This window comes from Rhodopseudomonas pseudopalustris, from assembly GCF_900110435.1.
Lineage (GTDB): Bacteria > Pseudomonadota > Alphaproteobacteria > Rhizobiales > Xanthobacteraceae > Rhodopseudomonas > Rhodopseudomonas pseudopalustris.
This window is the reverse complement of record NZ_FODT01000001.1, coordinates 679,253-693,009: the sequence shown is the minus strand read 5'-3', so window position 1 is coordinate 693,009 and position 13,757 is coordinate 679,253. Positions and strand designations below refer to the sequence as shown.

9 protein-coding genes are annotated in these 13,757 nt (G+C 64.6%); 5 read left to right on the top strand and 4 right to left on the bottom strand.

Annotated features, from left to right (window positions below; genetic code table 11):
- Positions 1-62: 62 nt before the first annotated feature.
- Positions 63-3,284 carry a PAS domain S-box protein gene (locus BMY71_RS03205; RefSeq protein WP_244525961.1) on the bottom strand — a complete coding sequence of 1,074 codons (3,222 nt, stop codon included), beginning with the start codon at positions 3,282-3,284 and terminating at the stop codon, positions 63-65.
- A 313-nt stretch (positions 3,285-3,597) separates the two neighbouring features.
- Positions 3,598-3,903 carry a 50S ribosomal protein L28 gene (gene rpmB, locus BMY71_RS03200; protein ID WP_092681624.1) on the bottom strand — a complete coding sequence of 102 codons (306 nt, stop codon included), beginning with the start codon at positions 3,901-3,903 and terminating at the stop codon, positions 3,598-3,600.
- A 363-nt stretch (positions 3,904-4,266) separates the two neighbouring features.
- Here rpmB and BMY71_RS03195 point away from each other — a divergent pair, with 363 nt between their 5' ends.
- The 5 genes from BMY71_RS03195 (at position 4,267) to BMY71_RS03175 (ending at position 11,038) form a co-directional block, all read left to right on the top strand.
- Positions 4,267-5,097, top strand: coding sequence for a DUF3108 domain-containing protein (locus tag BMY71_RS03195; protein WP_139202590.1), 831 nt, complete (start codon positions 4,267-4,269; stop codon positions 5,095-5,097).
- Positions 5,098-5,522: 425 nt separating this feature from the next.
- Positions 5,523-8,885 (top strand): helicase-related protein, encoded by a 3,363-nt coding sequence (locus tag BMY71_RS03190; RefSeq protein ID WP_092681622.1) that lies wholly within the window; start codon positions 5,523-5,525, stop codon positions 8,883-8,885.
- 39 nt (positions 8,886-8,924) lie between these two features.
- Positions 8,925-9,194: a S4 domain-containing protein gene (locus tag BMY71_RS03185; protein ID WP_011500710.1), complete on the top strand. Its 270-nt coding sequence runs from the start codon at positions 8,925-8,927 to the stop codon at positions 9,192-9,194.
- Positions 9,195-9,268: 74 nt separating this feature from the next.
- The gene (fdxA, locus tag BMY71_RS03180) at positions 9,269-9,607 is read left to right on the top strand and encodes a ferredoxin FdxA (protein ID WP_011500709.1); all 339 of its coding nucleotides are present in this window, start codon (positions 9,269-9,271) and stop codon (positions 9,605-9,607) included.
- A gap of 543 nt (positions 9,608-10,150) precedes the next feature.
- Positions 10,151-11,038: a CarD family transcriptional regulator gene (locus BMY71_RS03175; RefSeq protein WP_244525970.1), complete on the top strand. Its 888-nt coding sequence runs from the start codon at positions 10,151-10,153 to the stop codon at positions 11,036-11,038.
- Between the two features lie 199 nt (positions 11,039-11,237).
- On the opposite strand, the gene BMY71_RS03170 is transcribed toward BMY71_RS03175, so the two are convergent.
- Together BMY71_RS03170 and BMY71_RS03165 are read right to left on the bottom strand one after the other, a co-directional pair.
- Entirely contained in the window at positions 11,238-12,731 is a 1,494-nt protein-coding gene (locus tag BMY71_RS03170) for a M48 family metalloprotease (protein WP_092681620.1), read from the bottom strand.
- Between the two features lie 20 nt (positions 12,732-12,751).
- A complete protein-coding gene (locus BMY71_RS03165) occupies positions 12,752-13,546 on the bottom strand; it encodes a thermonuclease family protein (RefSeq protein WP_092681618.1) in 795 nt (264 codons plus the stop codon).
- Between the last annotated feature and the right edge of the window lie 211 nt (positions 13,547-13,757).

The window sequence follows — 13,757 nt, the reverse complement described above, 5'->3', positions numbered from 1 at the left end:
GCGTTTGCTTCACGCGAACCGGTGTCCCGTCGTTCCGGCGTCTGCTTGCCGGTTATCGTGCTCTACAGCGGCCGGACGCTCGATCGCTCGACATTGTCGTCCACCCGCTCGTTCTTCAAGTGCTCGTCCGCGGCGTTCTGGATGACTTCGGACCCGACGGTCGAGTTCAGCGCCAGGCGAATCATGCGGGCAAGATCGGCCCGCCGATATGGCTTCGACAGCAGCAGAATATCCGGATCGAGTCGGTCGTTGTAAATCAGCGCATTTTCCGAGTAACCGGATGTGAACAGCACCTTCAGCCCGGGCCGCCGTTTGCTCATCTCCGCCGCCAGTTGCACGCCATTATAGGGCCCGGGCATCACCACGTCGGTGAACAGCAGATCAAATTCGGCGCCACTGTCGCTGATCGACAGCGCGGCGGTGGCGTTGCCGACCGACAGCGCCGTATAGCCGAGGCTCTTGAGCTGTGCGTTGACGTAACTGCGCACCATGGCGTCGTCCTCGACCACCAGGATTGTTTCCGTACCACCGACAGCGCCTTGTTCGGATGACGTCGCCGCTTCGCGTTCGTTTTCAGTGCTGGCGCGCGGCAGATACAGCCGGAACGTGGTGCCGAGGCCGACTTCACTGTACAACGTGATGTGGCCGCCGGATTGTTTGATGAAGCCGTAGACCATGCTGAGACCGAGCCCGGTGCCCTTGCCGACCTCCTTGGTGGTGAAGAACGGATCGAACACCTTGCCGCGGATCGCATCGGGGATGCCGCAGCCGGAATCGCTGATCGCGATCATCACGTAGGACCCGCTTTCGACGTTGCCGAACCGCTTGGCGAGCTCCTGATCGACGACGATGTTGCAGGTCTCGATCGTCAGCTTGCCGCCGTTCGGCATCGCGTCGCGTGCATTGACCGCGAGATTGACCAGCGCCGATTCGAGCTGACCACGATCGACATAGATCGGCCACGCGCCGTCGTCGAAACTGGTCTCGATCTCGATCTGTTCACCGAGCGTCGGCCGCAGCAGGCTCTGCAGACCGGCCACCAGCGCGTTGACGTCGGTCTCGTCAGGCCGCAGCGGCTGCTTGCGGGCGAAGGCGAGCAGTAGCCGGGTCAGCTCCGCGCCGCGGTCGGCGGCCTCGCTGATCAACTTGGCGATCGTGGCGAGATGCGGCTGATCGGCGACACCGTCGCTGATGATGTCGATGGTGCCGGTGATCACCGTCAACATGTTGTTGAAGTCGTGCGCGATGCCGCCGGTGAGCTGACCGATCGACTCCATCTTCTGCGATTGCCGGAGCTGTTCCTCGAACGCGATCTGCTCGGTGAGGTTACGCAGGAAGGCATTGATGACGAAGCTGCCGTCGCGATACAGCGCGGTCATCGCCACTTCGATCGGAGTCGGCGTTCCGTCCTGGTGGAGCACCTCGATCTCGACCCGGAAACCGCTGCTGTCGCGGCCGAGCGACGAGGCGAACCGCTTGAATTCTTCAGTCCGCCGTTCGAGCTGGTCGGCCGGAATCAGTAACTGGAAGACGTTGCGGCCGATCGCTTCGCTGCGTCGCCAGCCCAGCACCAGCTCCGCGTGCGGGCTCCACTCGGTGATCGTCCCGAGCGCGTCAACCTGCACGAAGGCGTCGAGCGCGGTATCGACGATGGCTCGCGCCATCTGTTCGCTGCGGCGCAGCGCCTCCTCGGCTTTCTTGGTCTTGGTGATGTCGTGATACACCATCACCGCGCCCTGGATCTGACCGGTCTCGCCGCGCAGCGGTCGACCATTGGCGGTCAGATAGGATCGCCGCGCGGAGCCGATCGGCTGCACGATGAACTCGAAATTCTCGATGGTCTCGCCGAGAAACGCGCGCAGCAATGCTGACTTGTCGGGCGTCAGCGGCTTGCCGTCGGGGCTGAAGCGATCGAACGAGCGTGTGGTGTTGAGGATGCTGATGCCGGCCAGCGAGCCGAACATCTCGCAGGCGGCCGGATTGGTGAGGATGACGGTGCCCCGCGCGTCCACGACCAGCACCGGATCGACCATGATGTCGATGGTGTTCTGCAACACCCCTGCGATGCGGGTGCGCTCCTCCACCTCCGCCGCAAGGGCGATCGCCTTGCGATTTGCTTCGTGGGTCATCTGGGAGAAGGCGTCGGCCAGCAGATTGATCTCCTGGCTTCCGCCGGGCGTGAGTTCGAACTTTTCTCCCCGCGCGAAAGCCTGAACCGATCTGGTGATCCGGACCAGCGGTCGGGTCAAAGATCGCGCCAGCGGCACGGCCATCAGCATCGCCACCAGAATTGCGGCCGCGCCGCCCGTCAGCGTCGCGTCACGCACGGCTCTCGGCACCGAGGTCAGCGATGCATAGTTGCGCATTTCGATCACGCCGACCCTCGGTCCGTCGGCGAGCCGCACCCAATCCCAGCCGACGCCGAAGCGTTGTCCGGTGCTGCTCTCCATCACCCGCGGCGCTTCATCCTTGCCGTCCAGCAGGGCGGCGAACGCAGGGAAGTCATCCTGGATGCGGCTGGGAGTGCCGCGATCGAAGCCGAATTCGCGCGAGCGATCGGGGTGCAGGAGATAGTCGCCTGCGGCGTTGACGATGTAGATCAGGTTTCCGCGGGTGACGCTGTCGCGGACCCGTTCGAGGTTCTCGCTCAGGTTGGTGTTGATCACCAGCACGCCGAGGCGCGTGCCGTCGGGCGCGTCGATCGGCGCCATCGTTCGCATCGTAGCAACGTAGGGGATCTCGAGTCCGGTCTCGTTTCTGTTCAGTTCGATCTTGGAGACAGCGACGTCGTGCGGCGGAAGCGCCAGTCCTTCCCGGACGTAGCTGCGGTCGCCGCGCCGCGTCAGTTGCGATACCGGCACTGCGCGAATCCCGCCATTCGGTCCCAGGCGATCGACCCGGACCAGTTCGCGGCCACCGTCCTCGGGGCCAATGATACGCAGAATGGCGTAGGTCGGCTTTGCGACCAGTTCCGCGGCGAAGCGCGCCTCGATGCGCCGTCGCCATTCCGGCACCGGCTCGCCCGGCGCCTCCGCGGCTTTGGGCCGGTTCGACAGCAAGTCGCGCAGAGTGCTGGACGCCTGCGCACTCACAGCGTCCGCCCGGGCGCCGCGCAGATGCGCATCCATCAACAACGCATTGAGCTGCGCGTGGGTCTGCAACTGCTTCAGCGCGCGCGGCATCACCAGTTCGACGATGCTGCGATAGTTCAAGAAGCCGAGCACTGCTGTGGTCACAAGAACCAGCGCGACCATCGCCAGCGTCAGGCGCGTGGACAGCTTCATCGCGCCCGCTTCGATGCGGGGGCATCGCGGTCCCAACGAATCCAGATCGGGCGCGGTATCCGGGGCATAGTTGTTCTGACCGATCGGCCTATTCAACGGGTTGTGCTTTTGTCCGGCTGACCCGTCACCTCGGTAAAATACGTGATTCGACTAATGAATGGTCCTCGGGTGATGCCCGGAGATCAAAGCGCCTGATGACCACGAAAAAACTGGATAGCGATCTTCGGAAAAGATCACGATCTAACGCCGCGCGCAAACGAATACGGCCGGGCGTGAACCCGGCCGTTCGATCAATGTCGAGTGCTGAAAAGAATCAGCTGGCGACCGCGGCCGGCTCGCCCGCCTTCTTCTTGGCGATCGCGCGCTTCAGCTCAGCCGCCTTCGGCGACAGTTCGGCGATGCTCGCCTTCGCCAGAAACGCGTCCAAACCACCGCGGTGGTCGACGCTTTTCAGCGCGTTGGTCGACACCCGCAGCCGCACCGGACGGCCGAGCGCGTCCGACAGGAAGGTGACGTTGACCAGATTGGGCAGAAAGCGCCGCTTGGTCTTGATGTTCGAGTGGCTGACCTTGTGGCCGGTCTGGACACCCTTGGCGGTCAGTTCGCAGCGCCGGGACATGGCGAAAATCCTCTGTCATCCCCCGCCGGCGCACAGGCTGGCGCAGGGGTTCAATCAACGTCCATTTCAGGAACCGCGGACCTATAAGCGGGCTCGCGCCCAGCGTCAAGCTGGAGCGGACTTCAAAGCGGATTCAGGCGGTCGAATGGAACCTTGGGAATTCGCCCGGGCATTGTTTTGTCCCGGCCGATCAACGATCTACAATCATATAAACGACGCATTCGGTTCCGAAATGATGGTATTGGATCGGTTCGCGAAGAGACAAGCTCGGTTGAAGCGGCGAGCTCTTTGCCGCAGGCAGGACCAGCGTTAGTGAACATTCCCGTCAGTCGTCCCTCCCGTCGGCAGGCTCATGCATCGCTGATGCCAGGCCTCATTGCCGGACTTCTGACGATCGGGCTCGCGTCGATCGCGCCGCTCGACCGGGCTGCCGCGCAGGGCAAGCTCGACGCCCGCTACGAGGCGACGCTCGCCGGCATCGAAGTCGGCAAGGGCGGATGGGTGATCGAAATTACCGACGACGGCTACGCCGCCGCAGCCAACGGCGCGACGTCGGGCGTGCTCCAGGCTTTTTCGCGCGGCAATGGCAGCGGCGAAGCGCAGGGCCGCCTCGTCAACGGCCAATTCTCGCCGATGAACTACATGGCGACCACCACCAGCGCCAAGAAGACCGAAACCATCCGGATCACGCTGGCGAACGGCAACGTGAAGGAGTCCTCGATCGAGCCGGAGCAGCCGCACGACGCGGACCGCATCCCGGTGACCGAGGCGCACCGTCGCGGCGTGGTCGATCCGATGACCGGCTCGATCCTGCGCGTGCCCGGCGTCGGCGACCTGATCAGTCCGGATTCGTGCCGGGTTTCGACGCCGATCTTCGACGGTCGGATGCGCTACGATCTGCGGATGGACTACAAGCGCATCGAAACGGTGAAAGCGGAGAAGGGCTATCAAGGCCCGGTGCTGGTCTGCGGGATCTATTTTACCCCGGTGTCCGGCTACATTCCGGATCGCGCTGCGATCAAATATCTCGTCGAGCAGCGCGGCATGGAGGTTTGGCTGGCCCCGATCGCCGGAACCCGGATGTTGGTGCCGTTCAGGCTGAAGATTCCGACCCCCCTTGGCAACGCAGTGCTGCAGGCGACCCAGTTCGTCACAAAGGCCACCCCGCCGAAATCCGTTTCGCGGACCCAATAGAGCGTTTTCGAGCGAAGTGGAAACCGGTTCGCGTGAAGAAAACGCGTCAGAACAAAAAGTCAGAGCTTCGGTTCTGATTCTATCAGAACGGAAAAGCTCCAGCGCCGCGAGACCTCAGGCGAGCGACCAGAGCGGGGCTTCGGCCTCGCCCGGCTTCGAATCCAGTTGACTCCCGCCGGAATCACGGAACGCATGACATATGAGGATTCGACCCGGGTCGGGACCTGGCGTTTCGCAGAATTACCTGATCTGGTGTCGCTTTCTCTGAAGCGCATCGAGATATTGGGGCCGGGAGGATCCGGAATCATCGAGTCTGCGATTCGGCCGCGTTTCGTTCGGGACTCGTTCCACACCTTAACCAGCGTGCGCTGCGGCGTCGCAATGTGACACACAACTGACCGCAGCGACGCAGAAATCCAGCGAAAATGCCTCGATCATTCTCCGCGCCGTTTACCAATGACCGGGCGCCGGGCGCCGGCGTCACCGCGGTGCTCGGCCCGACCAATACCGGCAAGACCCATCTGGCGATCGAACGGATGGTGGCGCATCCCTCCGGGCTGATCGGCCTGCCGCTGCGGCTGTTGGCCCGCGAGGTCTATAACAAGATCGTCGATCGGGTCGGTCCGGACGCGGTGGCGCTGGTCACCGGCGAGGAGAAGATCAAGCCGCCGAAGGCGCGGTTCTGGGTCTCGACCGTCGAGGCGATGCCGCGCGATCTCGACGTCTCGTTTCTGGCGGTGGACGAGGTGCAGATTGCCGCCGATCTCGAGCGCGGTCATGTCTTCACCGATCGTCTCCTGCGCCGCCGCGGTCGCGACGAAACGCTGCTGCTCGGCGCTGCGACGATGCGGCCGATCATCGAACGGCTGCTGCCGGGCGCCAGCATCGTCACCCGGCCGCGGCTGTCGCAGCTCGAATTCGCCGGCGACCGCAAGCTGACGCGGCAGCCGCGCCGCACCGCGATCGTCGCGTTCTCGGCCGACGAGGTCTACGCCATCGCCGAGTTGATCAAGCGCCAGCACGGCGGCGCTGCGGTGGTGCTGGGTTCGCTGTCGCCGCGCACCCGCAATGCCCAGGTGGCGATGTTCCAGTCGGGCGACGTCGATTATCTGGTCGCCACCGACGCGATCGGCATGGGGCTCAACCTCGATGTCGATCACGTCGCGTTCGCCTCCGACCGTAAATTCGACGGCTACCAGTTTCGAAGGCTCAACCCGTCGGAATTCGCCCAGATCGCCGGCCGCGCCGGTCGCGCCACCCGCGATGGCACCTTCGGCACCACCGGGCGCTGCGCGCCGTTCGAGCCCGAACTGGTCAATGCACTGCAAAATCATACCTTTGACGCGGTAAAGACGCTACAATGGCGGAATTCCGAGCTCGATTTCGCCTCGATCGCCGCGCTGCAGGTGTCGCTGGCCGAGACGCCGCGGCACGATGCGCTGACCCGCGCGCCGGCCGCCGAGGATCTGCGGGTGCTCGACCATGCCGCCCGCGACGGCGATGTGCGCGACATGGCGCATGGCGCGGCAGCGGTGGAGCGGCTATGGGAGGTCTGTCAGGTCCCGGATTATCGCAAGATCGCGCCGGCGGCCCACGCCGAATTGGTAACGACGCTGTATCGCTTTTTGATGCAGAAAGGCCGGATTCCGGATGACTGGTTCGGCGCCCAGGTCGAGCAGGCCGACCGGATCGATGGCGGCATCGATACGCTTTCGGCACGGATCGCGCAGATCCGGACATGGACTTTCGTCGCCAACCGGGTCGACTGGTTGGCCGATCCTGAACACTGGCAAGGCATTTCACGCGACATCGAAAATAAATTGTCAGATGCGTTGCACGAACGCCTCACGGAGCGTTTCGTAGATCGTCGGACCAGTGTATTGATGCGCCGCCTGCGGGAAAACACGATGTTGAATACGGAAATTGGTAAGACCGGCGAAGTGATCGTCGAGGGACATGTGATCGGTCGTCTCGACGGCTTCACATTTGCACCCGACGCAGCCGAAGCTGGCTCTGATGCGAAGGCCTTGCAGGCGACTGCGCAGAAGGCTCTGGCGGGCGAAATCGACTCCCGTGCCGAGAAGCTCTCCGGCGCGCCCGACGAGCAGTTTCTGCTGACCTCGGACGGCACTGTGCGCTGGACCGGCGACGCGGTGGGGCGGCTGGTCGGCTCCGACGAGGTGCTGCGGCCGCGGCTGCGCATCATTGCCGACGATCGTCTGGCCGGCGCATCGCGCGAAGCAGTGCAAACCCGGCTCGATCTCTGGCTCAAGACCCATATCGAGAAGATTCTCGGACCGCTGTTCGAGCTGTCCAAGGCCGAGGATATCACCGGCATCGGCCGCGGCATCGCCTTCCAGTTGATCGAGTCGCTGGGCGTGATCGAACGCGCCAAGATCGCGGCCGAGATGAAGGACCTCGACCAGCCGTCGCGGGCGACGCTGCGCAAATACGGCGTGCGGTTCGGCGCCTATCACATCTATGTCCCATCGCTGCTGAAGCCGGCGGCGCGTGCGCTCGCCTCGCTGCTCTGGGCGCAGAAGCTGGACGATGTCGACATGTCGGCGCTGTCCAGCGCGCAGCATCTCGCCAGCAGCGGCCGCACTTCATTCCCCGCCGACAAGGCGCTCGATCGCGACGCCTACCGCACGCTCGGTTACCGGCTGTGCGGCGAGCGCGCCGTGCGCGTCGATATCCTTGAGCGGCTTGCCGATCTGATCCGCCCGGCGCTGGCCTGGCGCGAAGGCGCCCAAGGCGAGAAGCCGGCGGGCGCGTTCGACGGCCGCAGCTTCGTCGTCACCCAGTCGATGACCTCGCTGACCGGCTCCGCCGGCGAAGACTTCGCCTCGATTCTGCGCGCGCTCGGCTATCGCATGGAGAAGCGGCCGGCGCTGCCGCCGTCGACCACTGCGCCGGCAAAGTTGCCGGACGCTGCGCCCGAGGCTCCCTCGGCTGATTCGGCCGAAACCGGCTTGTCGGCCGAAGATCACGCCATTCTTGCCGGCGCGATTGCGTTTGAGCCGGCGGTTGCTGCCGAGACCGACGACGTCGCTGACCTGACGAATGATGCGGCGCAGCCTGTTGCGGCGAGCGAACAAGCCGCGCCGGAGCCGGCAGCAGACGCGTCGGAATCGTCGCCGGTGGAATCGCAGCCGGATTCGGCCGCCGTGCCGGAGGCGGAGCTTGCTGCGACCGACACAGCGCAGGAGGCAACTGCCGAAGCGGCTGCATCCGATGCGCCGGCCGTCGACGCCACCACCACCGACAATACGGACGGCGCTGCGCCGGCTGTCGAGAGTGCCGCACCCGCTCAGCCCGAGATGGTCGAGGTCTGGCGTCCGGGTGGCCGCTCGGACGAGCATCGCGCCCGGCCTGATCGCAATCGTCAGCGCCATCGTCCGCCGCAGGCCGGCCAGGCCGCTGCCCCGGAAGGCGAAGCCGGCGAGGCCAAGCGCGGCGATCGTCCGGATCGTGGCGGGCGGCGGGGTGACCGCAAGGGCGGCGATGTTCGCCGCGACCGCCGCGAGGGCGAGGGGCAAGGTGCGCCGCGCAGTGAGGCTGCCGGCGAGGGGCGTCCGTCCCGCGAACGCTTCAAGGGTCGCGACAAGTCCCAGGACAAGTTCAAGGGCGGGCCGAAGGGCGGCCGCGACAACCAGGGCGGCGGATCGCATCGGCAGGTGCATTCCAGCGCGCCGCCGCGCGAGCGCGATCGGCCGATCGATCCGAACTCCCCGTTCGCGAAGCTCGCGGCGCTCAAGGAGCAACTCTCCGCCGGCCGCAAGGACTAAGCGTCACTGCGCGGCCCGCGGTTGATCCGATGGTGATGCGTGGAGCGTCAGCGTCTCGATAAATGGCTGTGGCACGCGCGGGTGGTGCGCGCCCGCAGCGCCGCGGCGGCCTTGGTGGAAAGCGGTCACGTCCGCATCAATGGCGCGCGCGAGAAGTCGCCCGGACATGCGATCAAAGCCGGCGACGTCGTAACGATTGCGCTAGATCGTGGTGTGCGGGTGCTGAAGGTGGTTGGATTCACAGAGCGCCGCGGCGATGCCGCCTCGGTCACTGGACTTTATGCCGATCTCTCGGTGCCGCGAGACTAGGCATCTTCACTTGCGGCTGTGGAAGTCCTGCGGTACGCAAACACTCAAAATTAGAACCTCTCCGGAGCCTTGGGATGACTTACGTCGTCACTGAAAACTGCATCAAGTGCAAATACACCGATTGCGTTGAAGTCTGCCCCGTCGATTGCTTCTACGAGGGCGACAACATGCTCGTCATTCATCCGGATGAGTGCATCGACTGCGGCGTCTGCGAGCCGGAATGCCCGGCCGATGCGATCAAGCCGGATACTGAGCCGGGGCTCGAGAAGTGGCTTGAGCTGAATACGGAATACGCCAAGAGCTGGCCCAACCTCACCCAGAAAAAAGAAGCCCCGGGCGACGCCAAGCAGTACGAGGGCATGGAAGGGAAGTTCGAGAAGTTCTTTTCCCCGGAACCGGGCACCGGCGATTGAGGCTCGACTAGCTTCGCGGCAAAGATACCGGTAAGCGTTTTTCCCAGCCGGATTTACCCTGTTGATGATCAGTCGTCCTGGTTCCGTAAGGAGCCGGGAGGATTCGTCATAAATCATTGATTTTTGCGGGAAATGTGCTATATTTGGCACATTCTAGAAACTCGGCACGCCGTTTTCGCGGCCGGGAAGGGGTCCCGTCAAAAACAACGAACAGGGGCGTGGCGATTCCACGCGCAGGCTGTGTCACAGAAAACGCGTAAAATGAGTGTTTCTTCGAAGCGTGCCAAGCATGCCGCTGCGGCAAACCGCAGCGCGACCAAGAGCCAGTCTCGAATTTCTGCCAAGGACACCCGGAGCGTCAAGTCCCCTGCTTCCAAGGCCTCCGGTTCAAAGGCCTCGTCTTCCAAGAGCCCCGTTTCCAAAGCCTCCGCTACGAAGGCCTCCGCTACGAAGGCCGTTGGTTCGAAGTCGTCAGTGTCCAAGGCCTCCGCATCCAAGGCCTCTACGTCGAAGGCCTCTGCCGGCAAGGCCGCCGCTGCGAAGGTGACTGCCGGGAAGGCAAGCGCCGCCAAGGTTACAACCGCTAAGGGCTCTGCCGCGAAGGCTTCGGCCTCCAAGGCATCGGCCCTCAAGTCCTCGAAAAACAAAAGAAGTGAAATGCCATCCAAGACTGCGAAAACTGCCGCTCCGGCGGACGCTTCCAAGACCGCTTCGGCCAAGTCGACGGCGAAGCCGGTAGCCAAGGCTCCTGAGGCGCCGAAGGCGGCTGTCGCGAAGCCGGAAGGCAAGCCCGTGGCTGCCAAGCCGGCGGCGCCGCCGAAGGTCGAGGAGCCGAAGAAGGCCGTGACCCAGCGTCAGGGCTTCAAGGCGGGCGAATTCGTGGTCTATCCGGCCCATGGCGTCGGCCAGATTCTGGCAATCGAGGAGCAGGAAATCGCGGGCGCCAAGCTCGAACTGTTCGTCATCAACTTCATCAAGGACAAGATGACGTTGCGGGTGCCGACCGCCAAGGTCGCCAATGTCGGGATGCGCAAGCTGTCCGATCCGGCGCTGGTGAAGAAGGCGCTCGAGACCCTGAAGGGCCGCGCCCGCGTCAAGCGGACGATGTGGTCGCGCCGCGCCCAGGAATACGAAGCCAAGATCAATTCCGGCGATATCGTCGCGATTGCCGAAGTGGTGCGTGACCTGTTCCGTTCGGAATCTCAGCCCGAGCAGTCCTACAGCGAACGCCAGCTGTATGAAGCAGCGCTCGATCGGCTGTCGCGCGAAATCGCTGTGGTTCAGCAGGTCACCGAGACCGAAGCGGTCAAGGAAGTCGAGGGCCAGCTCGCCAAGAGCCCGCGTCGCGGCGCCAAGGCCGAGGTGGACGCTGAAGGCGATGCCGATGGCGATGTCGACACCGACGATGCGGTGACCGACGAAGCGGCCTGACCGGCCGTCGTCCGTATCTTTCCGAGATACGGTCCCACACTGTTGAACAATTCAGGCCCGGCGCGAGCCGGGCCTTTTTTGTGGCCTCAGATTTTGAGGCCTTGGAGCTATTTCGGTTCTGATCGAATCAGAAGCGACGCTCTCGATCTGCGCCGTCAGGCCTCCGCAGCTGATTGGCGCGCGCAGGGGGCGCGCCGGATCAGTCGACCACGATCTTGACGAGGTCGCGCGGCTTCACCGTGGCGCTGGCGTCGAGCCCGTTCAGCACCCGGAAGCGTTCGAGCGGGCGATCGACGCCGGCCATCCGGTGCGACAGCGATTCCACCGTGTCACCCGGCTGCACGGTGATCACCTTGATCCGCAGCGGCCGCGCCGCCTGGATCTCATCGAGCGTCAGCCGGCGAAATGAACTCACCGTATCGCGCGCGTTGCGCTCGCTCTCGGCCGATTTCTGCCGGGTGGCGAAGATGAAGCGATAGACGTCGCTGCCGAACCGCAGCGCGTACACCTTGAACTGCCACTGATCGCCGCGCGCCATCACCGACGCCGTCGGGAAGCCGCTGATGCTCAATTCCTCAGTGGAACTCTTGTCGACATTCTCCATCCAGCCGGAATTGAGATAGTCGGCGAGCGACTGCTCTGCGGGCACCCGGACGACGTCGAATCGCATCGCCTGGCTGCCGCCTTCGCGGACGCCGATCACCGCCTGCGCGGTGTTGTCGAGCGTGAAGGCCTCCGGCACCTGGAAGGTGAAGCCGAGCTTCGGATGCAGGAAGCGCCGCCCGCGCACGAAGCCTTCGCTCGGGTCTTCGCCATAGACGAGATTGTCGATCGCGTTGAGATAGGTCTCGCGGTCGCGCTCGCCCTTGGCGTTCTGCTCCGGCGACGCGTATTGCCGGGCATTGTTCTGCGCGTTGCGCACCCGCTCCGGTGTCGCCGGATGCGACGACAGGAAGTCCTGCGAGCGCGGATCGCCGCGGCTGGCCTTCAGCGCCGCGTTGCGCTCCATCGCGGTGAGGAATCGCGAGGCGCCGTAAGGATCGAACTGGGCGCGCGCCGAAATGCCGACGCCGATGCCGTCCGCCTCGAGCTCCTGCTGCCGCGAGAAGCTCGCCAATGACAGCTTGGTCTTGGCGAGCGCCAGCGCGGTCATGTCCGGATCGTTGCCCATGTCGGTGACGACGCGCGTCACCAGCGCCGCCTGGCGCGCCTGGTCCTCACGGATCGCGGCGTGCTTGGCGAGCACATGCGCCATTTCGTGCGACAGCACCGACGATAATTCCGAGGTGTCGCTGGCGAGCGCGACCAGCCCGCGGGTGACGTAGAGCTGGCCGGTCGGCAGCGCGAAGGCGTTCACCGCGCCGGAATTCAGAATCGTCACCTTGTAGGTGAGGTCGGGACGGTCGGATGCGGCCACCAGCCGATTGACCGTGCTGCCGATCAGCGCCTCGAGCCGGGGATCGTCATAGGCGCCGCCATAGGTCGCGAGGATGCGCTCGTGCTCGCGCTCCGCGGTCGGCGATTGCACGGCAGGGCGCGCCGGTTTTACGGCAGGCGCGCTCGCGGGGGCCGACGCGGTCTCGAAGCGACGGAAATCGCCGCAGCCGGCCAGCGCCAGCGCGCTGCCGAGAAGCGGCACAGCCAGCCAGTGGCGGCTCCTCCAGATGCTGCGCCGTCCCTCGGATCCGATCACACGATGACTCTCTGCGGGCGCTATGGCGCACCCGGCACTTCGATCTGTCCCACCTCGCGAATTCGGATCTGGGGGCCGGAGCGCCGCTCGACCCAACCGCGAACGCGTATTCGCTTGTTCTCCAAGGACTTGGGCGCAATACCCGCAGCCTCGAAAGACCCCAATATGCGCCTTGAAATAGTCACGGCAAAGTCCTGAGTCCAGCGCCGGCCGAAGTTCAGATAGATCGTTCCGCCGGCCTCCCGGACCGACAAAACCCTGCCTTCGATCACCGTGAAACGCCCGACCCGGGACATGATATCGCCGGGATTTCCGGCGTTTTTGAGGGCTGATGGCTCTGCCCAGAGGCCACGTCGCGCAATCTTGGCCGAGGATTCCGCGGCCAGCAACTCGCCGCGGCAGTCGGCCTGCGCAATGCCGGTTCCCACCAGCGCATGACCGGCTTCGAGCAGCCTGATCTGCAACGGCCTCGTCTCATCGTCGGTGAAGACGAAAGCCGGCTGCCGGCCATAACGGTCCGGCGCATCGTCGACGCCGCGGAGCGTGATGACGCGACCGCTTGCGAGCGACGCCAACGCGGCCTTCGCCTCGGCCTGTCGCGACAGCTCCAGCTCGATCCCTGCAAGCCTGATTTCGCGGCCGTCCTGCAAGCGAAGACTGCGCCCGTCGTCGATCGCGGCGACGACGCCTTCGCCTTGACGCGGCAGATCCGGACAACCAGCGAACAAGACGCCGGGGACGAACAACAGAACCCCGCCGCTGACCATTGCGGCGAGACCTCCACGCCCCCGTGCGTTATTCGTCGTCGCGGTCATCGCGTGAGCCCGCCGTTAGCACCGCCGCGAGACGATCGACCTGCGCGCGTCTCCGACGGCTTGCAACTATTCGCTTACTAAGCACTCTGCGATCAAGCAAGCGCATTCCACTCGACGGAAAACCGCATCGCTTGCCGCTGCGCAGGCGATGCGGCATGATCGCACCAGGACCAGAAGCCCGTGATGAAATCGGCGCCGGTCAGGGAGGGAC

Bases quoted from the DNA above. Each gene is read 5' to 3' on its own strand.
- rpmB (WP_092681624.1), bottom strand. From the start codon at position 3,903: ATGTCCCGGCGCTGCGAACTGACCGCCAAGGGTGTCCAGACCGGCCAC.
- BMY71_RS03190 (WP_092681622.1), top strand. From the start codon at position 5,523: ATGCCTCGATCATTCTCCGCGCCGTTTACCAATGACCGGGCGCCGGGC.
- BMY71_RS03205 (WP_244525961.1), bottom strand. From the start codon at position 3,284: ATGAAGCTGTCCACGCGCCTGACGCTGGCGATGGTCGCGCTGGTTCTT.
- fdxA (WP_011500709.1), top strand. From the start codon at position 9,269: ATGACTTACGTCGTCACTGAAAACTGCATCAAGTGCAAATACACCGAT.
- BMY71_RS03165 (WP_092681618.1), bottom strand. From the start codon at position 13,546: ATGACCGCGACGACGAATAACGCACGGGGGCGTGGAGGTCTCGCCGCA.
- BMY71_RS03195 (WP_139202590.1), top strand. From the start codon at position 4,267: ATGCCAGGCCTCATTGCCGGACTTCTGACGATCGGGCTCGCGTCGATC.